The sequence below is a fragment of the Aliiglaciecola sp. genome, from assembly GCF_039982535.1.
GTDB lineage: Bacteria > Pseudomonadota > Gammaproteobacteria > Enterobacterales > Alteromonadaceae > Aliiglaciecola.
In genome coordinates this window covers 17,321-38,621 of record NZ_JBDWYG010000075.1, presented here as the reverse complement: position 1 = coordinate 38,621, position 21,301 = coordinate 17,321, and the positions used below count along the sequence as shown (strand labels likewise).

The following is a 21,301-nucleotide window of genomic DNA, read 5'->3' as shown; positions in this document are numbered from 1 at the left end:
ATGTTTTACAAGTATGAGACTTACTGTAGAGCGGTTTTACGGATCGTAACCGCGCTACTATATATGCAACATGGAGCACAAAAGCTGTTTCAGTATCCCCCTGGAGGGCATAATCAAGGTTCCTTAGAGCTACTCAGTTTAGTCGGTGTCGCTGGGATTTTAGAGTTCTTCGGTGGTATGTGCATCTTGCTGGGGTTTTTTACCCGCACTGTGGCGTTTGTACTCTCTGGTCAAATGGCTGTCGCATATTTTATGTTTTATGCTTCCAAAAGCATTTTTCCCGTGGTCAATGGCGGTGAGTTAGCAATTATGTTTTGTTTCGTCTATTTTTATTTGTTTTTCGCCGGCCCAGGAGCTTGGTCTGTGGATGCACTTATTAAATCAAAACTGAATCATACTCAAACCAATTGAAAGCGTTTTAATGCACGTTTTACTCAACTAAAAGGCCACAGATCAAGTGGCCTTTTTAGTTTCACCATCGACCTACTTCGCAAGCTAAAAACCGGGTTAAATTGTTTTGGCGACGTTCCCAATCAGTTGCCTTAGCCAAGTCAAACCCGCATCATTTTCACGATTTCGATGATATTGCATGGCTTGGCTCAAAACTGGAATATCCATTGGCGGTTGCAGAATTTTAATTGGCATAGATTGGGCGACCATTTTTGCAAGCCTATCATGTACAGTGGCTAGACGTTGAGTACCAATAATAAGGGAGGGGGGCGCTAGAAGATTAGAGGTGGTTATCTCGATTTTGCGGGAGATACCATAATTGCTCATAAACCAAGAATCAAAAGCAGGTGGGTGGTTCCTACCATAACTTACCGCAACGTGCCCAAGGGCTTGATAATCTTCAAAACTAATTTGTTCTCCTATTAAAGTATTTCCTTGCCAACAAATGCATTTATAACTTTCTTCATAAATTTCGTCGAAGGGATGGTTCTCCAAAGTGAACTGGCGCGGAATAATCATTAAATCAATGTCGCCCTTTTCCAGTAGTTCAGCCTCATTAATAGTCGACAGCTCTATGCGAACGTAGGGGGCTTCTTGGGCGAGTTTCCTAATAACTGACGGCATTAAAACCATTGTAGTGAGTTCAGATGCGCTAATCCGGTAACAACGGTCGTCGTTTTTAGGATCGAATTTGGGTAGGTTAATAATAGTGTTTTCCATATCCACTAGTATGCGTCGAACAGGCGTGGTTAATGTCTCGGTTAGTGCGGTGGGCAATAAATCCCTACCTACTTGGACAAACAGTTCATCATCAAAATACTGGCGTAAACGTGATACCGCTGAGCTCATACCGGACTGACTGAGGTGAATGCGTTCACCTGCTCGCGTAATATTGCGTTCCGTTATAAGCGCGTCTAAGGCGACTAACAAATTTAAATCAAGGCCTTTAAATCGCATAAACTTTCCATCATCACTTTTATCGTTACCTAATTTTCTAATTAAATTATTCTAAACAAGCATAAAGGTCAATGTACAAAGCATTTTCAAATCCAGTTTAGCGACGCTAGCTAAGGGATGTCAGCGATTACTTAGCATTTGTTGGAAATAAATTTAGATTTAAAGGGTAATTTAATTGCCATCTATTTTAGCGATGCCTGCCAACGTAGAGAAGGCTTAGTGAGTATTAAAAAGCACTGGTATATTACAAGTCATTAACATTCGGCAACGCATTATTAACGGGTAAAATTTATCAGTTAATTGACCTATGAGTGAGCCGAGGTGCTGGGGCTGCTAGCTCTCAAAATCGTATAAATCGAGGAAGAATAACTTATGTATCCATTCAAATTTAAAAGCTCAATCGTTAAAAATCGCTGGTATATGGCGGCATTTTCTAATGAGATCACTCGTGAGCCTATGGAGCGCACGTTACTTGGCAAACCTGTTGTAATGTATCGTAAGGAAAATGGCACTCCGGTCGCCATGTATGGCCTTTGTCCCCATCGTTATTTGCCTCTGGCGAAAGGTCATGTTGATGGTGATTCAATTGTTTGCGGTTACCATGGCTTTAAATTTTCTGATACTGGCGAAAGAACCGAAGTGCCCTCACAAGATGTGGTTAAAACTAAATTTTGCCAGCCAGTTTATGCATTAGAAGAGCGAGGTCCTATATGTTGGATATGGATGGGCGACCCAGATAAATGTGATAAAAACTTGATCCCACCTTATGAAGATTTCGGTCTGGATCAACCTGGATGGGATTTTCATTCACCTAACTACTTTCATATTGAAGGCCGCTCACAATTATTGATTGATAATTTAATGGATCTTACTCATCTACCTTACGTGCATCACCACATTGATGGTAAAGATGCTATGGCTAAAATTCCACTAACCACTGAAGATCGTGAAACCAGTTATCGCATATCAAGAAATGGTAAAGCGCCTTGGAACGACTATTTCAAGCTCGTTTTTGGTCCAGAAGCAGAGTACCAAGGGTTGGCCGACTTTACAGTAAGAAGTGATTTTTATGGCCCTGAATTTATGTCTACAAGTCTGCCAATCGTTACTGGGTTACCCGATAGAGATGACGTGCCTAAAGAGTTAGGTTCACTGATGATTTTGCACGGGGTTACACCAGAGACTGAAACTACTACTCATTATTTTGGCTTTTCTACCCGTAATTTTAGACTTGGCGATAAAGCCTTAGACCAATTCCAACTTGCCGCTGATGAAAAAATCCGTGGCCAAGATGTGGATATAATCAATGCGGTAGAAGAGAGATTAGACCTAGCAGTAGATCTGCAACGAGAGCTTTTAGTACAAGCAGATGTCCCAGCAGTGCAAGTACGTAGACGAATTGAAGCTATGCTGGTAGCAGAAAATGCGGAGCTAGAGGATTAGGCCTTGATGTAACTATCGGCAGTCAGTTTAAACCCAAATGGCTGCCGAGGTTTTAAGCAATTTTGCGCATACAGCGCCGTGACAGCAGCGTTGAATCTGTCCTAGTCGGAAATTGGCAAGGTACAGGTTCAAGTTTGCTGTGCTTTACGTTGTGTTGGCGTCGAGTTCATTGAAAAACCTAACGCTAGGTGGCTAAACTAACATCGAGAAACCTTTATGTACCCATTCAAATATAAAAGCTCAATCGTCAAAAACCGCTGGTATATGGCAGCATTTTCTAATGAAATTTCTCGCCAACCCATAGAGCGTACCTTACTAGACACACCTGTTGTTATGTATCGCAAAGAGAGTGGTACACCTGTTGCCATGTACGGCTTATGCCCTCATCGTTACTTCCCTCTCGCAAAAGGGCGTTTAGAGGGCGATGATATTGTCTGTGGTTATCATGGTTTTAAATTTTCTGAGAGCGGTGAGTGCGTCGAAATTCCATCGCAGGAAGTGGTAAAAGCCAGATTTTGCCAACCTGTTTACCCTTTGGAAGAACGTGGCCCTATTTGCTGGATCTGGATGGGCGATCTTGATAAATGCGATACTAACTTAATTCCGCCTTATCATGATTTTGGATTAGACCAAGAAGGTTGGTACTACAGTTCGGAAAACTATTTTCACCTTGAAGGTCGCTCACAATTATTAGTAGACAACTTAATGGATCTAACTCACCTACCTTACATTCATCAACAACTCGGGGAAGGAGGCGATACCCTCAAAAAGATTCCCATAGAGACACAGGAGCGGGATGAGAGTTATCGCATACTTAGAAAAGGTAAAATGCCTTGGAACCCTTTCCTAGCTTTGATTTTCGGTGAAAGTGCCGCATATGAAGGACTTGCAGATTTTGTTCATTTAAGTGATTTTTACGGTCCTGAGTTAATTAAAACCAGTATACCAGCAATCACTAAACTACCTAATGGCGAAGATGTACCTAAAGAGTTAGGACAGATGTTAATACTGCATGGTATTACTCCCGAAACAGAAACAACGACCCATTACTTTGGTTTTTCAACACGGAATTTCCGACTTGGTGATAAAGCTTTAGACGTCTTTCAATATGAGTCGGAGTTACAAGTTCGTCAACAGGATGTGGATGCCATTAAAGCTGTTGAAGAAAGGTTAGATGTTGCTGCTAAGAAACATAAGGAGCTACTCGCTATGGCGGATGTTCCAGCAGTGCAAGCACGGCGAAAAATTGAAGCCATGTTAGCCAAAGAAAACCCCATTTTAGATGAATAAGGGGTTCGGCAAAAACAGCTAATAGGCCATTCGACCTAAGCTTTAAAATTCATAAAGCTTAGGTCAGTTTACTACTTAAAATTAGCTGCACAGTCGATAATTTGTTGCCTTAACCAGCGATGCATTGGATCATTATCCAGAGTTGGGTGCCACATCAAACTTTCTTTTAGATTGGGTGGATCAAAAGGTAATTTTACCACTTTTAACGATTTATGTTGTAAGTGCATCTCTGCAAAATGCCTAGGTACAATAGCAACCCGCTTGGTATTTAGAACCGCATTGAGCATAGTTGAAAAATCACTAGTAATTACCTCTATGCGGCGTTTCGTCTCTAATGTATTGACCAGCCAATGTTCAATACTTTGCAAACTTACACGGGCAAAACCGACGGACACATGACCTATGGTACTAAATTGTTCCAACGTTAAGGTTTCACCTATCTCGCTATTGTTAACATCCGCAACGCAGATTAATTCATCACTGATTAATGCTTGATTGGAGTAATTGCTTAAAATTATATCTTCTGGCGCAACCATTAAGTCGGCACCACCTTTGGAAAGTATTGTCATTTCATGGGCAAAAGGCGTTAAAAATTCAAAGGTTACTTTGGGGGCTAACTTTGCGACTTCCGCTACCATGTGACTGAGCAATACTTGAATCACGTAGTCGGTAGCGATGATTTTAAAATGGCGTTCACTGTGCTCTGGGTTATTGGCTTTTTTACCAATAATTGATCCGCGTACCGTGGCTAAAACGCCGGCTACAGGGCCTTGAAGTTCGAGAGCAAAGGGAGTGGGCTGCATTTTTTTGCCAATTTGCACCAGTAGATCATCCTCAAAAAAAGCCCTTAAACGCGACAAAATACCACTGGTAGCAGATTGTGATAAATGCAAGCGATCTGCGCTACGGGTGATATTTTGCTCTTCCAATAAGATGTCTAAAGCAACTAATAAATTAAGGTCAAGTTGTTCAAATCTCATGCTGTTTTCCTATTAAAAATCTACGTCAACGAGGCATTTTTTAGCGCGTGTTGAAACTTCTCAATGTAGGTATTGATTAATCTGATGGTTTATATCTAAACATTCAATTTTTTGGATTGCAATTATTAAATTAACATTGATTTCTAATTTAATTGATTATTTGTTAACAAAATAAGCTGGAAACCTAGTATGAAATTAGCGTCGCTAAAAACAGATCATCCCGATGGCAAACTGATAATTGTTTCCCGTGATCAAGCTCGCTTTGTGGCAGCCACAGATATTGCACCTACTATGCAGTTTGCCCTTGAAAATTGGTCAACTTGTAGCGAAGGTCTAAACAAAAAATATCAAAGTCTTAATGACGGAACAGAGCAAGCTAGTGAGCCCTTTGATAGTCAACTTCTTTGTGCACCACTACCTCGCTCTTGGCAGTGGTTAGATGGTTCATTATTTTTAAACCACGGCCATTTAATGCAGCAAGCTTTCCACCTTGACCCTATCGCGGACGCTGACAAATATCCCTTAGTTTACCAAGGTGCAGGCGATAGCTTTCTGGCTGCCAAAGATGACATTGTTGTGGCTGATCTAAAGCATGGAATTGATTTTGAGGGTGAATTTGGGGTGATAGTAGATGCCATTCCCATGGGCAGTTCAGCAGCTTTTGCATTGAGCAAAATTCGCTTAGTTGTTTTGCTTAACGACATTAGTTACCGCGCTTTAGGTCCCCGTGAAATGAAAACGGGCTTTGGGTTTGTGCAAGCTAAAGGGGCAACCGCATTTGCTCCTGTGGCATTAACACCTGATGAGTTGGGTGAACATTGGCAAAACGGGCGAGTATGTTTACCCCTGCAAGTTGAAAGAAATGGTCAGTTATTCGGGCAGCCTCACGGACAGGAAATGCACTTTGGTTTTCATGAATTGATAGCCCATGTCGCGCAAACAAGACCTATCAAAGCGGGTACAGTGTTTGGTTCTGGAACTGTGTCAAATGCTGACCCAGCGAAAGGTCAAGCTTGTATCTCAGAATTACGTGCTAAAGAAATGATTCAATATGGCACTCCTAAAACACCCTTCATGCAGCAAGATGATGTGGTCAACATGAATGTTACTGATGCTGACGGACATACTCTTTTTGGTGCTATTCAGCAACGCGTTACTGTGGCTAATACTAGAGAGAAACTATGATGTTTAACCCTAAAAATTATACGATTATCGACTTGTCCGTTTCATTAGATAATAACCCTTATACGGATCCAGTCCCTCTACTGCCTAAAATCGAATACCAAGATCATCAACAAGGTTGGCCCGAAATGGCAGCTATGTTTCCTGGCCTATCGAAAGATCAGATGCCAGGCGACGAAGCCTGGGCTGCGGAGCGATTGGACATTACTACTCATAGTGGTACGCATATGGATGCCCCTTGGCATTATGCGTCTACTACAGATGGTGGAAAACCGGCTTATGGTATCGACGAGCTGCCCCTTGAGTGGTGTTTTCAGTCTGGCGTTAAATTAGACTTTCGGCATTTCCCCGACGGTTATTTAGTAAAAGCCAGTGACGTTGAAGCTGAACTAAAACGTATTAAGCATACACTTCAACCTTTAGATATTGTAGTAGTTAACACTCGTGCTGGCTCGGTATATGGGCAGCCAGAGTACCTTGATGCTGGTGTTGGCATGGGACGCGATGCAACCATGTATTTATTAGATCGTGGAGTAAAAGTGGTTGGTACTGATGCATGGAGTTGGGATGCGCCATTTAAGTTTACACGTGAACGTTTTGCTGAATCTGGAGATGCTTCTATTATTTGGGAAGGTCACAAAGCCGGTCGCGATATCGGCTATGGACAAATGGAAAAACTCAGCAATTTGGAGGTTTTGCCATCCACGGGATTTATCGTGAATTGCTTCCCTTACAAAATCAAGGGTGCGTCGGCAGGCTTTGTTAGAGCTGTTGCTTTAATTGAAAAATAAAAGAATTAGAAATTTTACCTCTAAAAATGGGGCTAAAATTTCACGAGGAAAATACTATGTTTAAATACTTCCCAACTAATTATGTATGGAATTTATCAGTAGATTTAGCCATTGAAATGGGGGCACGAATTGGTGAAATAGAAGAAATGTGTGCCCCGTTAAAAGAAGCCGCTAAGCAGCCTGATAAAGAGGGCGTTCAAGCCTTCAGAGACACTTGGGCCAAAATGGCTGATAAATTGTGTGAATTGGCAGAAGAAGATGAAAGTAAAGGTCGTATGTTATCTGCAGGCGAGAAATATAACCGTGCTGCTTCTTACTTGATTACCTGCGAGCGTCTACAGGCCAACGATTCTCCAGGCAGATTAGCATTGTACAAACGAGAGCTTAGCTTATTTCAAAAAGCCATCGAGTTGGGACGAGAGAATTGTGAACGTGTTGAGATCCCCTATGAGGGAACACATCTTTCTGCCTTATACGTAAAGGCGGAAGGAGTATCCGAACCAGCTCCCCTTTTAATCCAAGTGAATGGCTTAGATTCTACTAAAGAAATGAAGTATCGAGTAGGTTTGCCAGGCTGGTTGGCAAAACGCGGCGTATCTTCTCTAGTGGTTGACCAACCTGGTACAGGAGAAGCCATACGTTTACAGGGTTTACACGCACGTTTTGATAGTGAACATTGGGCTAGTGCAGTGGTGGATTGGTTAGAAAAACGAGCTGATGTTGATCGGAAACGTATTGGTATGGAAGGCGTCTCTTTGGGGGGGTATTTCTGTCCTCGCGCTGTTGCCAATGAACCACGATTGGCATTGGGGGTTTGCTGGGGTGCTAACCATGATTGGCGTGATGTGCAAAAAAGGCGTCTTGAAAAAGAAGGAGACTTCCCCGTTCCTCACTATTGGTCTCATGTTCAGTGGGTGTGGGGGGCCGATAATATAGAAGACTTTATGGCGATCGCGGAAAACGTGCATCTAGATGGTCAAGTGGAGAAAATCAAAGTGCCATTCCTAGTCACTCATGGCTCTAAAGATTCTCAAATTCCATTGAAGTGGGCCGAGCGTACCTATGAGCAATTGATTAATAGCCCTAAACGCGAACTTAAAGTTTTCACTGAACGCGAAGGTGGAGTACAACACTCCAGTTTCGATAACAGTATTAATGCGGGTCATTACATTGCTGATTGGGTAGCTGAAACTTTTAATGCACGTACAGCATAAAGCGGAGTAACTAGCATGAATATTATTGGACCAGATAAACTAATTTTCGGTGTAGACGATGTCATTGCTTGTAAGCAATTCGCACTTGATTATGGATTAAAACAGCAAGATGATTTTAACTTCGTTGCCCTCGATGGTACTGGCATTGAAATCCGAGATAAAGATGATTCCACATTACCAGCGGCACTAAAAACAGGTTCTATGCTGCGTAAAACCGTTTATGGTGTGGCAGATCAGGACACGCTAGATGCAATAAAAGCAGAATTGGGTAAAGACCGAGAGGTTAAGGTTTTAGCCAATGGTAGTATTGAAGCTCTTGATGACATGGGCTTTGTACTTGGCTTCCAAGTGACTATACGCAAAGCCATTGATTTACCCGCTGAAGCTATTAATGCACCCGGTGCTGCACCTCAACGCGGGGTGAATAATGTTGGTGTTAATAAAGACTTTGTTGCCAAACCTCGCAGTTTGTCTCACGTGGTTTACTTTGTGCCAGATATTGCTAAAGCCGAGGCATTTTTTGCTGAACGTTTAGGTTTTGTCACCACTGACCGATTTAAACACATGGGGCCTTTCATGCGCCCTTCCGGGACTAACGACCACCACACAGTATTTTTTCTCAACACACCACCACATATGCAAGGTGTAGAACATTTTACCTTTCACATGAGTGGCCCAACTGAAGTAGCCCAAGCTGGCAACGCTTTGGTTGAAAAAGGATATCAGAGTTTTTGGGGACCAGGTCGTCACATATTTGGTTCTAACTGGTTCTGGTATTTCAAAAGTCCCTTTGGCTGCAATATTGAATATGATGCTGACATGGATTTGCACGATGAAAATTGGGTGGCCCGTGAAGCAATGCCTGGTGCAGATAACTCACAAGTCTTTCTTCTGCAATACGCAGAAAAATGGGCTCCTGGTGGTCCGCCTTTGAAGACCCCTTAGTCCAAATGACTAAAGTTTGTTTGGGCAATATTGCAGATATTATCGACGGACAAGCTAAGGGATTTGACCCTGCTAGTTGCGGGCAAGATAGTATGTTTGTGGTGCGTAAAGGCTCAAAGGTTTATGCCTATAGAGATATTTGTCCACACTACGCTAGCACTTCTTTACCTTGGAAACGGCATCACTATTTAGACGCATCTGCCAACAATATTGTTTGTGCTGCCCATGGTGCGCTATTTGCCGTACACGATGGCATGTGTTTACGCGGCCCTTGTGTAGGGCAATCATTAAAAACAATAGAAATTGAGGTTGGCTCCAACAACGAAATGTGGGTTGACCTAAAAACCATAAAGGAGTTCAAAGTATGAACCCATGTGTGCATAAAGTATTGATTGTAGGAGGAGGTTTTTCCGGTATGTCAGCTGCAATTGAATTGCGTAAATACGGAATTCAAACTGACGTGGTGGAAATTGACGCCAATTGGCGGACTGACGGTGCGGGTATTAGTATAGGAGGTGCGACTCTTCGTGCTTTTAAAACCCTTGGTATTTTAGACGAGTTTTTGAAAGTTGGTAGTGCTCATAGCGGTTTAGATATCTATGCCCCTCATGGTTTGCACTTGGCGCATATCCCAACGCCAGTAGTTGGTGACCCAGATATTCCAAATTCTGGAGCTATTATGCGTCCTGCCTTAGCGAAAATATTAGCAGAAAAAACTCGTCAATCGGGCACAAATATAAGGCTCGGTTGCACATTTACGCATATGAAACAATTAGAAAATGGGGTTGATGTCACATTCACCGATGGTACATCTGATATCTATGATTTGGTAATAGGTGCAGATGGCATGTTCTCTCAAGTTCGCAAAACCCAATTTCCGGAAGCTGAAGAGCCAAAATATGTAGGACAGGGAATTTGGCGAGCGGTATTGCCTCGCCTGCCAGACGTAAAAAATACCATGATGTGGGTCGGCCCACATTTAAAGGTGGGATTAAATCCCATGTCTAAAGATCAGATGTATCTGTTTTTAACTGAAGATAAGAAGGAACGGCAGCATGTCGATCCTGCAGACTTTTTAGAAAAATTAAAAGCCTTAATGGATACTTTCCCAGCGCCGATTATTCAACAATTAAAAGGCATGTTGAATGAAGAATCACTAATTGATTTTCGGGCTATAGGTAAGTTACTCGTACCAGCCCCTTGGTACAAAAATCGTATCGTGTTAATTGGCGATACGGTACACGCTACCACGCCTCACTTGGCTTCAGGTGCATGTATTGGTATTGAGAGTGCCATTGTTCTAGCCCAAGAGTTATCTTCGAATGTCAGCCTAGATAAAGCACTTGCCGCTTTCCAAACAAGGCGTTGGGAACGCTGTCGTATGGTAGTCGAAAACTCCGCTCGTCTAGCGCAAATAGAGATAGAGGGTGGGGACAAGGAAGAGCATACACAAATCATGCGTCAATCGATGATGGCCTTAGCTCAGCCCATTTAATCTGCATTATACAACAAAGGTAGTACACACCTTTGTTGTCTTCCTCTAGTACCAAATTTAGCGCCATATAAATGCACTCTTAAGTTGGATTTCTAAAGTTGAATCTAGTTAGGGCGTTTTGTGAGTCATATGCACTGATTAGTAACTAATTTGTTATCCCACGTAGCTTTTATCCAATGGCAGATAAATGGGAAACATAATTGCAGTACCTGCATCGTTATACTTTCTAAAAAGACAAACAAGTAGTTTAAGCTACTGATTTAAATGGTTTTTTGTTTAAGAAATAACCATTGATTCTATCTATCACCTTATAAATGATAGCGCCAAATAACTATCGATATTTCCGATGCAAACTAACGGTTAAATTAATTTTTAATATACCAAAATGTATTACATCATATTTACAAGGTGATTACATTGTGGGTTTAAATGAAAATCACAACGGTAACTAAGCTAAAAACTAGCCGGTGGAAGTTTTAACCATTCTACTGCTTAAACACTGGAAATAATTAGCTAGCGATAAGTTACTGAATAAATTGATTTTTAAAACCAGGACATTGGGCTTTTTGCCACTTAAACATTTTCAAATATTGCATAACTGGCATTAGTCCAGATTGCAAAAAACATATGGAGGTCAGATGAAAGTATTTAACATGACTATGCTCGCATTATCGATAAACCTGTCACTGAATGTTTCAGCACAAACAACGGTTAATAACGATGGTGCTGAGAAAGAAGGATCTAATGATCAAATGATCGAGCAGATTACGATTACAGCGCAAAGAAGATCGGAATCTTTGCAAGACGCTGCCATCCCTATTAATGCAGCATCCGGTGCCCAAATGGAACGTATGGGAATAAGTGATGCTATTGGCCTCAACAAAATAGCGCCAGCTCTTACCGTTTCAACTGGTGGTGGTGCGAACACAGCATATTTCATTCGCGGAGTAGGTAACTTTACTAACAATGGTTACACTAACCCAGCTGTCTCATTCAATATTGATGGTGTTTATATCGGGCGCCCTTCATCAACAATCTCATCATTTTTAGATTTAGACCGCGTTGAAGTCTTAAAAGGACCACAGGGAACTTTATATGGTCGTAATTCCACAGGTGGAGCCATAAACGTTGTTTCAAAAGCTCCCGTGCTGAACGAAAATAGCGGCAGTATCAAATTGGGAGTAGGTAACTATTCTGCTTACGATTTGACTGGTATTGGTAATTTCGAGGTTACAGATGATTCAGCTATACGTTTGGCTGGTGTGATATCAAAACGCGACGGTTATTTCAGCGATGGCACCTCAGACGCTGATGACATGGCTATGCGTGCTTCATATTACATAGAAGCTAGCCAAGACTTGAATATGCGTATTTCAGCAGACTACTCCACGCAAAAAGGTGTTGGCGCAGGTGTGCAGTACAAGGGGTATTATGCCTTTGCCGCTTTCCAGTCTGATTTACCCGTGCCCAATTGGAACTATATTCCCGCACCAGATTCTATAAGCGCTGATTTTGCCGGGTTACATCACCCTGATGTGCTTGCCTATATTCAAAACAATGTTGCTGGTGCGCCTGGGCATATGCCTTATGGAGGCTTTGTTTATCCTAAACGTGACGACTCTTACTGGGGGATAAATGCCGAAATCAATTACGATATGGACTGGGCGCAACTAACTGTTATCCCATCTCACCGAGTTTCAAAACTTGATAACCAATTTAACGGTCCTCCTTTCAAAGCTGCGATTAACAAGGATGAAGCTAAGCAAAGTAGTATCGAAGCCAGGCTAACTGGTGATACCGATAATTTTCAGTGGATTTTAGGTGCCCTATATTTTGACGAAAATGTCCAAGGGATTAACTCCTTTAATCAGTTTTCAACTGTAAGTCATAACGATTGGGAAAGTGATGTAGAGTCAACATCTTTATTTGCTCGAGGCACTTATAGTGTGACTGATACACTAAGACTTGTTGGTGGCATTCGTTTAACTGAAGATAGTTATGAGATAAGTGCGACTCAAACAGCTACCGCAGCAATATGTTTAGAACATCCAGAGGGTAGGGCACCGTTTTGTCCGCAAATTCCTAGTATGCCAGTCGCTTTGACTTTAGCTGAAACTATTGGGATGCTGGACCCTGCTCTGTTTCCAACGGGCTCGCCTTTAAATGATGATGGTTCCGTTGCCCCTGGGGCTCGTCCTTATGGACCATTGAATTATTTTGCTCCCGCTCAATTTGGCCCAGGAGCAATCTTCTCAGTTACTCCAGGAGCGACGGTTGAAGACGATAGCGATTCACAAACTACCTACCGAGTTGCTGTCGAATACGACCTGACCAGTAAAAACTTGCTTTACACCAGTTTTGAAACTGGCTTCAGAGCAGGTGGCTTTAACCTTTCTCCAGGTCGAGAAACTTACGATCCTGAATATATTGATGCGTATACCATAGGTTCTAAGAATCGCTTTTTAAATAATCGGTTAGAGCTAAACTTAGAAGCTTTCTATTGGGAATATGAAGATCAACAACTTGCGGCTTTAGGTTTGGATACCAATGGTAATAATGCATTTTATACCCGTAATGTTGGTGCTTCGACGATTAAAGGTTTAGAAGTTGATTTCAGATATGCGCTAGCAGCTGGCACCTTGCTTCGCGGTTCAGCACAATTCCTTGATGCTGTTTACGACAGTTATGAATACATTCAGGTGGATTTATCCGATGCGGGAATCGATCCTCCTAACTTCCTAACGCCAGTCAACACCTGTGAAAATACCTTAGGCATCTTCGATGGTGATGTATTACTTCCATATGATCCTGCTCTAGATGTGGAAGGGGCTAAGCGTGGATTTACGGTAGATTGTTCTGGAAAAGATGCGCTAAATGCACCGGACCTAAGTTTGACCTTAGGTATACAACAAACCATTGAATTAGATGGCTTTGCGCTAATTGGTAATTTAGATGCACGTTATCGGGGAGCACGTGAATTGGGCTTCAACTATGTACCTGGCGGTCGAGCTAGTAGTGATGTTACTGTAGATGCATCTTTAACTTTAGCATCTAACGACGGTCATTGGACGGTCAATGCTTTTGTACGTAACTTGACCGATGAAGCTATTGCTGCAACTTACCAACTTGGTTCAGGTAATATTGCTGGTTCAGCATACGAAGCCCCTCGTACTTATGGAATAAGCGTTAACTATGAGTTTTAAGCAAGAACCCTAGAAAATAATAAACACGATTCTAGTGTAATGATTAGAGCCTGCGGTTCTACAAATCAAAGCCACGATAATCGTGTTTTTTATGTGGCAATCAACTCGCGGTGATCAAACTACGAGTTGTTTGTCATAGGGTGTGAAGATTTTTACAGATTAATTAATGCCGTATGTGGCGATGATATTCAGCTTCATTCATACACAGGTTGTTCATGGATGATGTAGAACCTATAAACAATTAACTTAGCTCTTAGGACACAAGTAGTGTATGGGGTTGTGGGGAGAAACGAATGATTCATAAAAGACTAATGATAAATAAAGTTTGCGTAATGCTGGGTTTATTTATGTTGCTAAGCGGATGTTCTGTTGATAGTAATTCATCAAATAAACATTCAAAGATTGATTCAAAAGCAGAACAACGACCAAATGTTGTGATTATTGTTGCTGATGATTTAGGGTTCACGGACTTAGGTGTTTATGGCGGTGAGATTGCAACGCCCAACATTGATGCCTTGGCTAATGCAGGGGTAATGATGACTGATTTCCATACCGCTGCCACCTGTTCACCTACTCGTGCAATGTTACTTTCAGGTACCGACAATCATATAGCAGGAGTAGGAGCAATGGATGAGGTGATGCAAACTTTTGCGCCTTATCTTCTGGGCAAGCCTGGATATGAGGGATATTTAAATAATAGCGTTGCAACTTTGCCTGAAGTTATGTCTGCTGCCGATTATCAAACCTATATGGTTGGCAAATGGCATTTAGGTAAAAAAGAGGGACTGATGCCTAAAGCGAGAGGCTTTCAACGTTCATTTGCACTGATGGAAGGTGGTGCAGGCCATTTAGATGACAGGCCAATTTTACCCTCCAATAAAAAGTCGACTTACATGGAAGATGATAAAGCGGCATCCTTACCTGAAAATTTCTATTCGTCACCATTTTTTACTAACAAAATGAAGCAATATATAAGCGAGCGAGACAAGAGTAAGCCTTTTTTATCTTATATGGCGTACACCGCACCACACTTTCCGTTGCAGGCTCCCGACTCTTCCATTGCTAAGTTCAAAGGAAAATATGACGAAGGTTACGAGGCTTTAGCACAAACTCGTCTGCAACGACAAAAAGAGTTGGGACTAATAGCAAAAACAACGGAATTGCCCCCCTTACCGCGCAATATAAAACCATGGGCAAGTTTAACTGCAGAAGAGAAGAAAATTTCTGCTAAAAAAATGGAAATCTATGCGGCAATGGTATCCGACTTAGACAGCGCTATTGGCGACTTGGTCACCTATCTAAAAGACGAAGAAGTTTACGACAATACGGTAATTTTCTTTATGTCTGATAATGGTGCTGAAGCAAATACACCCAATTCACCGGCCTATAGAAGCTTCCTAAATGCCTTTGTTGCCAGTTGTTGTGATAATAGTTACGAAAATATGGGCAAAGCTAACTCTTATGTAATGTACGGACCACCTTGGGCACGGGCGGTAAGCGGCGTTAATCGTTTATATAAAGGTTCCACGGCTCAAGGCGGTATTAATACACCAGCATTTGTCCATTTTCCAAAAATGATTAAACCTAGACAATATGATGGCATTGTCAGCGTGATGGATATTATGCCCACCATACTTGACTTTGCAAATGCGCAACACCCAAATTCAGCGGCAAATGAGCAAAATAAGTTTGCGCCTATGTTGGGTGAATCAATGCTTAGCATGCTCACAGGACAAAGTGCCAACGTACATGATAAAGACTATGTTCTGGGCGCAGAATTACATGGTAATAAAGCCATTCGTAAAGGTGATTGGAAACTTTTGAGTATTGGACGTCCAGCGGGCAATGGCCAGTGGGGGCTCTACAATTTAGCCGATGATCCTGCTGAGTTGAATGATGTATCAGCCAATTACCCTGAAAAAGTAGCTGAACTGAAGTTAGCTTGGGAGCAATACGCTAAAGAAATGGGGGTTCAAAAAATGCGCCCATTCAAGAGACGTCATTGAGCGAGACCTATAGAATTTAATAAAAACCTCGTTAATTTAAAAAGTTAACGAGGTTTTTTTCGTTTAGTCTAAATTATTAAAACGGATGTCTAGGGTCTATTTTTAGGGTCTTTGATTAGAGTCGATGTTCACGTCTTTTAACTGCTCATAAGACGCAGTAAGCTCAATTCCAAAATAGTATTTAAGTGCGTCAATGTAGGCTTTCCCAGCAGGTAATGTTTCGATTATTTCGTTGTTGTCGATTGTCTTTTTTAATGTGTAATTAAATAGAGTAAATGCGCCATTTTTGATTGGCAGATATGCCACTCTCGAAGAAACAAAAATAGAGTTGGGGTTGGTTGATGTGAAGTGGTTTCCGTAGCTAATATCCCCAGCACAAACATGGCTAAGCTCAAAGCTGTAAAGGTCGTCCCATGCGTCATTATTTTTAACTTGGAACATAATGCCAAAGAGGGGGTGTTCGATAAAGCGTACTATTTTATCTTTTGTTTTAAATTCAATATTAAACTCTAAAGGCAAAGGCTGCATTGGAGTGTTAGCGCCAAAACCTACATCTACAATCCATTGAGTATTATTAAGAGTCACAACACAAATCTGATGTCCTCGGCCTGTTGGAGTACCTGTTAAATGAACTCGACCCAATAATGCTCTAGCATCAAAACCGAAATACTGAAGCGCCATCAACATCAAACCGTTCAATTCAAAACAGTATCCACCGCGTTTATGTCTTACTAATTTGTTAAACAAACTTTGTGAATCTAGTTTGATTTCTTGACCTAAAAAGATATCAAAATTTTCAAATGGGATAGTTTGTATTTGTGCATTGTGTAGTGCAGTAAGAGATTGCTGCGATACGGTAATATCACTTACATAGTTGATTCTTGCTAGATATTCTTCGGCTATAAAGTGAGGCGAGTGCAACTACAATCTCCTTAGGCTCTTTATGAGTATTTATTGGTTTGCCGCGTCTTCTTTTTTGACCACTTTATGCTCGTCTTCAGATACCCCTAACTTCCAGTAACTAGACGTATAAAAATGACTCTTAGGAAGCTCGAAGGTGCTTTTTAAATACTTACGGATAGCTTTCATGGTACTGAATTCACAGGCCACCCAAACCGCTAAACTGCCATTTAGTGGGGCAAGGGTTTTGAGTTTTTCCAGCAGCGGAAAAGTTTCAGCTTTATCCCTTGGTTTATTTACTACCCAAATTAATTGAACGTTTTGAGGATGTTCTAATGATTGGATATCTTCCTCGTCTGCAACTTCAATCACGGCATAGCCTGTGGCAGTTTTTGGCAATAGAGCTAGATTAACGCTGATAGCCGGCAAGGCTGTCATGTCACCACTCAAGATAAACCAATCACAATCATCATTGAGTAACTTTTTAGGCCCAGGTCCACCTACTAGAATTTGTGAACCTTTAACCGCATTAACCGCCCAAGATGAAGCTGGGCCTTTGGCATCATGTAATGCAAAATCGATATCAATAGAGTCTGCTCTTTGATGCCGTATTGTGTAGGTTCTTAACAGTGGGCGCTTGTTGTTTGCTTGTGGAAAAATTAATTTTACATAAGCGCTTTCTTGATCTGCTGGAAAATTAGCTAATTCCTTTCCACCAAGGGTAACGCGCAACATGTTTGGTGAAACATACTGTTTGTCAATAACCGTTAAATTTCTTGGGGTTGGTTTAGAAGTAATAACCCTCTCCTTTAAAAACTAATTACTTAGATTTATTTAATGATTCAGTTTTTGAACATTATCTTATGAGGCCCCAGCATAACGAAAACCGGTCTATAGCACTACTCAACTATTCCCATGGTAACTATCTGCATTTCCAATACTTCCTATCAAATTAAGCAAATTTCAAGGTCAGTTCTAATAGAGTAACCTTTAATAATATTCACAACTAGAAATCGAGAAAAACATGCTAGAGCTTTACCATAACGATATGTCGGTTTGTGCACAAAAGGTTCGATTAATCTTAGCTCACAAGCAAATAGAGTGGCATAGCCAGCACTTAAATTTACGTGCGGGTGAACAGTTTAAACCTGATTTTTTAAAGTTAAACCCAAAGGCTGTCATTCCAGTATTAGTGCATGATGGCAATATCATTACTGAATCAAATGTGATCTGTTACTATCTTGAAGAGGCATTTGATTCACATCCTTTAATGCCGTTAGAGCTAACCAAAAGAGCAGAGTTGCGTGAGTGGTTGACGCGCTTAGATGCAGGTTTACATGAACATATTGCGGTTATCAGTTTTTGTTTGGCATTTCGTCAACAAATACTAAAACGTTATACTTCTGAATCAGCCCTAGAGGATTTTCTAAATACAATACCTGATCCGGCCCGCGCTATATTGATGCGGGATATGGTCATCAATGGCATGTCTTCCCCGCGTTTGAATATCGCTATTTTAGCCTATCAAAAATTAATAAAAGATTTAGCTACTGCAGTTGAAAACAATGAGTGGATATTAAGCACAGGAATTAGCCTCGCAGACTTTGCTTTTTTACCTTATGTTGAACGTTTGGAGCAATTGCAAATGGCAAAAATGTGGTCTGAGTACCCACAAATTGATGCTTGGTTAACAAGAATAAGGGCAACAGAGGCCTATAAAGTGGCTATGCTAGATTGGCACAATCAAAACTACATTGAATTAATGGCGCAATCTGAGGTACCTGAGCTGTAAATTTAAAATATGCCGAGTAATAAGTATATCTTCAAGTTGGCTTATTACTGATAAAGGTGTTGCACTACAATTAGCGCAACACCTTTTTTTATATTGATCTCAGCGCAGTCTTAGTGGCTAACCAAACCTGGGGCACCTTTCATCCTAGTAAAGGCGATAACAACACCTAAAACAGACAAGCCAGCATAAGTCATTAGTACGGTTTCGAGACCACCGATTTGGCTTTGCAATGCAGTGACTATAATAGGTGCCGTAAATTGACCTAGGAAAAATGCACCAGTCCAAAGTCCAGTTCCACGACCGATAACATTTTTCGGGAGCACGCTGAGTATCCAGTTGAGCATAGTGGGTAACAACATACCAAAACCAAAACAAGCAATAAAAATAGCAATGCTGGTGGCCATAAGAGTTTCGGATAAAGCTGCTCCTAAATAACCAATTGCAGATAAGGTTAAACCGATACTAATTAATCTAGGGCCAGAAGCGCCTTTAAATTTACCAAATGCCATAGAACCCAAAGCCATGCCAATATTAGCAGCGGCACCTATGCCGCCAATTACGGCGGGTGATACCGCGCTAGCTAAAGCCAAAATTTCACCAAGTTTTACCATCATGGTATAAAAAACAATACCAACAAAAAGGGTCACTAGTAACAAAGGAAAAACCCGTAACCAAGGTAGTTTAGGTGCATCCAAACTCACTTTTTTGTGAGATTTTATAGGTTCAAACAAAATAAAGGCTGCACATAAAGCAATAGGGATTGCGACAAGATAAAGTAAGAATGGTCCACGAGAGCCAAAGAACTCGCCTAGCAATCCACCTATTGCAATTAAAGCAATTGCACTCAAACTAACGCAAGCAATTTGGATTGAAACCCAACGTTGTCTTTCTTTCCCTTGGAAGTAGTCTGCGATGAGGGCAGTTGCTACCGTCATTATTGCTGCTTCTGCAATGCCTAATACAATGCGAGCTGCAATAATCTGAGTTAAGTTAGTTAAAAAATAGGGAAACAAACCAATTAAGGCATAAATTAAAAGAGCTGATATTAATACTGGTTTTCGACCCATTTTATCTGAGACCCAACCGGCCAAAGGCGAAAAAAGTGCAACACACAAAGCCGGAACCGTTAAAGCCACAGGGACTAAAAATGCGAAACCTTGAACATCAGAAAACTCTTTCATTAGTAAAGGTAAAATAGGAATTAACGTAATAATTGCCATAGGGGGCATGATCGCCGCGAGTATCAAAATAACCCCGTGTTTGGTCGTAGCGCGATTATTTGCTTCGATATCAGCTAGTTTATTGGTCATTTTTTGTTATCCAGATATTTGTGCCTGAGTGCGAATATCAATCTATGATGATTCGGTAAACCACATTTGGCAGTACTAGTTTAAAAACATTGTTAAAATATTGTAATAAGTATGTGCGAATTGAAAGTGGAATTATCTGATTTTAATTATCGGGAAAACTGATAGTTGGATGGTAATGTTATTATTATATCAATTACCTCTATGGATTATTGGACGAGAAATTCATTCAATATTACCAATGGGCTTGATAGATTTAAGATGTAAAACAGAGACTTGTGAATATTCTTTGTTAAATTAAATTCAATAAAGCTTATTAAAAATAAAGGAAAAGCAACCATGCTTTTCCTTCCATCTTTATCTAACAAAAATACTGCCCTTGGTTGGGCTACAAATCTAACTTCAAGCGAGCGGACTTGGCTCTTGAGCAACAGGGAGTAATTTGATCCATTTTAGCGTGCTCTTGATCCGTTAAAAATACATCTTTATGGTCGGCTTCCCCGGCAAGCAAGCCAGTAAGGCAGGTGCCACATACCCCTTCCTCACAGGCCACAGGAATGTCATACCCTTTCTCTTCTAATACATTTAGTATGGATTCATCAGCACTGACTCTAAAAATATCGCTTGTGCTATTAATTTCGATTTCAAAACTTTCATCATCACTGTGGTCAATGGCTGCAGCCGTGAAGTATTCACGATGAATATTCTCTGCTTGCCAATTCTTTTCTGACGCACAGGCTATGACTGCATCGTTAAATTCAGCGGGACCACAAACATACAAGTGCAAGTCATCATAGGGTGTTTGGATCACGTCTGATAGGTTAACTCTGCCATTTTCACTGAAATAAAAATGAGTATGAGGAGCCAAACCCGAGTTTTTAATACGCTCAATATACGCGGCTTGTTCAGGTGACTTAACGCAATAATGTAGGCTAAAGTTAGCTCCCTGTTGTAACAAATACTCTGCCATACTCAATATGGGAGTAATGCCGATACCAGCGGCTACAAGCAATGTGTTTTTAGCATCCGACGACAAAGGAAATAGATTTTTAGGTTCGCTAATCGTTATAGTGTCGCCAACCTTTAAGTTTTCATGCACATACTTTGAACCACCGCGACCTTGTGGCTCATTTAATACTGCAATTTCATAATCGCTGCTGTCAGCTTCACTACACAATGAATATTGACGAATGATGTCATTAGGCAAATGTACATCGATATGGGAACCTGGTGTGGCTTTAGGTAACTGACTACCGTCAGTTGCACTTAGGTTCAACCGACATATATTCTGTGTAAGAGGTGACTTTTTACTTATAGTGACTTGTATCATTATTTGGTTTTACCTT

General features: G+C 41.1%; 18 protein-coding genes. 12 read left to right on the top strand and 6 right to left on the bottom strand.

Features of this window, described 5'->3' with window-relative positions:
* Nucleotides 1-411, top strand: coding sequence for a DoxX family protein (locus tag ABJV04_RS19905; protein ID WP_348493342.1), 411 nt, complete (start codon nt 1-3; stop codon nt 409-411).
* 96 nt (nt 412-507) lie between these two features.
* On the opposite strand, the gene ABJV04_RS19900 is transcribed toward ABJV04_RS19905, so the two are convergent.
* A complete protein-coding gene (locus tag ABJV04_RS19900) occupies nt 508-1,407 on the bottom strand; it encodes a LysR family transcriptional regulator (protein ID WP_348493341.1) in 900 nt (299 codons plus the stop codon).
* 372 nt (nt 1,408-1,779) lie between these two features.
* Here ABJV04_RS19900 and ABJV04_RS19895 point away from each other — a divergent pair, with 372 nt between their 5' ends.
* Nucleotides 1,780-2,850, top strand: a complete 1,071-nt coding sequence (locus ABJV04_RS19895; protein ID WP_348493340.1) for an aromatic ring-hydroxylating dioxygenase subunit alpha — start codon at nt 1,780-1,782, stop codon at nt 2,848-2,850.
* A 216-nt stretch (nt 2,851-3,066) separates the two neighbouring features.
* Nucleotides 3,067-4,140: an aromatic ring-hydroxylating dioxygenase subunit alpha gene (locus ABJV04_RS19890; protein ID WP_348493339.1), complete on the top strand. Its 1,074-nt coding sequence runs from the start codon at nt 3,067-3,069 to the stop codon at nt 4,138-4,140.
* Between the two features lie 71 nt (nt 4,141-4,211).
* On the opposite strand, the gene ABJV04_RS19885 is transcribed toward ABJV04_RS19890, so the two are convergent.
* Nucleotides 4,212-5,120, bottom strand: coding sequence for a LysR family transcriptional regulator (locus ABJV04_RS19885; protein WP_348493338.1), 909 nt, complete (start codon nt 5,118-5,120; stop codon nt 4,212-4,214).
* 189 nt (nt 5,121-5,309) lie between these two features.
* Between ABJV04_RS19885 and ABJV04_RS19880 the strand changes: the two genes are divergently transcribed.
* From ABJV04_RS19880 to ABJV04_RS19845, 8 genes are all read left to right on the top strand, one after another.
* Complete coding sequence (locus tag ABJV04_RS19880; RefSeq protein WP_348493337.1) at nt 5,310-6,305, top strand: fumarylacetoacetate hydrolase family protein; 996 nt, start codon at nt 5,310-5,312, stop codon at nt 6,303-6,305.
* Nucleotides 6,302-7,093 (top strand): cyclase family protein, encoded by a 792-nt coding sequence (locus ABJV04_RS19875; protein ID WP_348493336.1) that lies wholly within the window; start codon nt 6,302-6,304, stop codon nt 7,091-7,093. Before ABJV04_RS19880 ends, ABJV04_RS19875 begins: the two co-directional genes overlap by 4 nt.
* A 56-nt stretch (nt 7,094-7,149) precedes the next feature.
* Nucleotides 7,150-8,307: a prolyl oligopeptidase family serine peptidase gene (locus ABJV04_RS19870; protein ID WP_348493335.1), complete on the top strand. Its 1,158-nt coding sequence runs from the start codon at nt 7,150-7,152 to the stop codon at nt 8,305-8,307.
* A 15-nt stretch (nt 8,308-8,322) separates the two neighbouring features.
* A complete protein-coding gene (locus tag ABJV04_RS19865) occupies nt 8,323-9,252 on the top strand; it encodes a VOC family protein (protein WP_348493334.1) in 930 nt (309 codons plus the stop codon).
* A gap of 5 nt (nt 9,253-9,257) precedes the next feature.
* Nucleotides 9,258-9,620, top strand: coding sequence for a Rieske 2Fe-2S domain-containing protein (locus tag ABJV04_RS19860; RefSeq protein WP_348493333.1), 363 nt, complete (start codon nt 9,258-9,260; stop codon nt 9,618-9,620).
* The gene (locus ABJV04_RS19855; RefSeq protein ID WP_348493332.1) at nt 9,617-10,747 is read left to right on the top strand and encodes an FAD-dependent oxidoreductase; all 1,131 of its coding nucleotides are present in this window, start codon (nt 9,617-9,619) and stop codon (nt 10,745-10,747) included. Before ABJV04_RS19860 ends, ABJV04_RS19855 begins: the two co-directional genes overlap by 4 nt.
* A 638-nt stretch (nt 10,748-11,385) precedes the next feature.
* On the top strand, nt 11,386-13,950 hold the full coding sequence (locus ABJV04_RS19850; RefSeq protein ID WP_348493331.1) for a TonB-dependent receptor: 2,565 nt from the start codon (nt 11,386-11,388) through the stop codon (nt 13,948-13,950).
* Nucleotides 13,951-14,243: 293 nt separating this feature from the next.
* Nucleotides 14,244-15,956 (top strand): arylsulfatase, encoded by a 1,713-nt coding sequence (locus ABJV04_RS19845; protein WP_348493330.1) that lies wholly within the window; start codon nt 14,244-14,246, stop codon nt 15,954-15,956.
* 102 nt (nt 15,957-16,058) lie between these two features.
* On the opposite strand, the gene ABJV04_RS19840 is transcribed toward ABJV04_RS19845, so the two are convergent.
* The gene (locus ABJV04_RS19840) at nt 16,059-16,877 is read right to left on the bottom strand and encodes an arylamine N-acetyltransferase (RefSeq protein ID WP_348493329.1); all 819 of its coding nucleotides are present in this window, start codon (nt 16,875-16,877) and stop codon (nt 16,059-16,061) included.
* A gap of 30 nt (nt 16,878-16,907) precedes the next feature.
* Nucleotides 16,908-17,654, bottom strand: a complete 747-nt coding sequence (locus ABJV04_RS19835; protein WP_348493591.1) for a siderophore-interacting protein — start codon at nt 17,652-17,654, stop codon at nt 16,908-16,910.
* Between the two features lie 226 nt (nt 17,655-17,880).
* Between ABJV04_RS19835 and ABJV04_RS19830 the strand changes: the two genes are divergently transcribed.
* Nucleotides 17,881-18,648 (top strand): glutathione S-transferase family protein, encoded by a 768-nt coding sequence (locus tag ABJV04_RS19830; RefSeq protein WP_348493328.1) that lies wholly within the window; start codon nt 17,881-17,883, stop codon nt 18,646-18,648.
* A gap of 110 nt (nt 18,649-18,758) precedes the next feature.
* On the opposite strand, the gene ABJV04_RS19825 is transcribed toward ABJV04_RS19830, so the two are convergent.
* Both ABJV04_RS19825 and ABJV04_RS19820 read right to left on the bottom strand, forming a co-directional pair.
* Nucleotides 18,759-19,958: an MFS transporter gene (locus ABJV04_RS19825; RefSeq protein WP_348493327.1), complete on the bottom strand. Its 1,200-nt coding sequence runs from the start codon at nt 19,956-19,958 to the stop codon at nt 18,759-18,761.
* A gap of 385 nt (nt 19,959-20,343) precedes the next feature.
* A complete protein-coding gene (locus tag ABJV04_RS19820) occupies nt 20,344-21,285 on the bottom strand; it encodes a PDR/VanB family oxidoreductase (RefSeq protein WP_348493326.1) in 942 nt (313 codons plus the stop codon).
* Nucleotides 21,286-21,301 lie beyond the last annotated feature (16 nt).

Coding starts and splice junctions, on each gene's coding strand:
- ABJV04_RS19820 (WP_348493326.1), bottom strand. CDS start 21,285: ATGATACAAGTCACTATAAGTAAAAAGTCACCTCTTACACAGAATATA.
- ABJV04_RS19890 (WP_348493339.1), top strand. CDS start 3,067: ATGTACCCATTCAAATATAAAAGCTCAATCGTCAAAAACCGCTGGTAT.
- ABJV04_RS19885 (WP_348493338.1), bottom strand. CDS start 5,120: ATGAGATTTGAACAACTTGACCTTAATTTATTAGTTGCTTTAGACATC.
- ABJV04_RS19850 (WP_348493331.1), top strand. CDS start 11,386: ATGAAAGTATTTAACATGACTATGCTCGCATTATCGATAAACCTGTCA.
- ABJV04_RS19905 (WP_348493342.1), top strand. CDS start 1: ATGTTTTACAAGTATGAGACTTACTGTAGAGCGGTTTTACGGATCGTA.
- ABJV04_RS19855 (WP_348493332.1), top strand. CDS start 9,617: ATGAACCCATGTGTGCATAAAGTATTGATTGTAGGAGGAGGTTTTTCC.
- ABJV04_RS19875 (WP_348493336.1), top strand. CDS start 6,302: ATGATGTTTAACCCTAAAAATTATACGATTATCGACTTGTCCGTTTCA.
- ABJV04_RS19895 (WP_348493340.1), top strand. CDS start 1,780: ATGTATCCATTCAAATTTAAAAGCTCAATCGTTAAAAATCGCTGGTAT.
- ABJV04_RS19900 (WP_348493341.1), bottom strand. CDS start 1,407: ATGCGATTTAAAGGCCTTGATTTAAATTTGTTAGTCGCCTTAGACGCG.
- ABJV04_RS19880 (WP_348493337.1), top strand. CDS start 5,310: ATGAAATTAGCGTCGCTAAAAACAGATCATCCCGATGGCAAACTGATA.
- ABJV04_RS19865 (WP_348493334.1), top strand. CDS start 8,323: ATGAATATTATTGGACCAGATAAACTAATTTTCGGTGTAGACGATGTC.
- ABJV04_RS19870 (WP_348493335.1), top strand. CDS start 7,150: ATGTTTAAATACTTCCCAACTAATTATGTATGGAATTTATCAGTAGAT.
- ABJV04_RS19845 (WP_348493330.1), top strand. CDS start 14,244: ATGATTCATAAAAGACTAATGATAAATAAAGTTTGCGTAATGCTGGGT.
- ABJV04_RS19860 (WP_348493333.1), top strand. CDS start 9,258: ATGACTAAAGTTTGTTTGGGCAATATTGCAGATATTATCGACGGACAA.
- ABJV04_RS19830 (WP_348493328.1), top strand. CDS start 17,881: ATGCTAGAGCTTTACCATAACGATATGTCGGTTTGTGCACAAAAGGTT.
- ABJV04_RS19825 (WP_348493327.1), bottom strand. CDS start 19,958: ATGACCAATAAACTAGCTGATATCGAAGCAAATAATCGCGCTACGACC.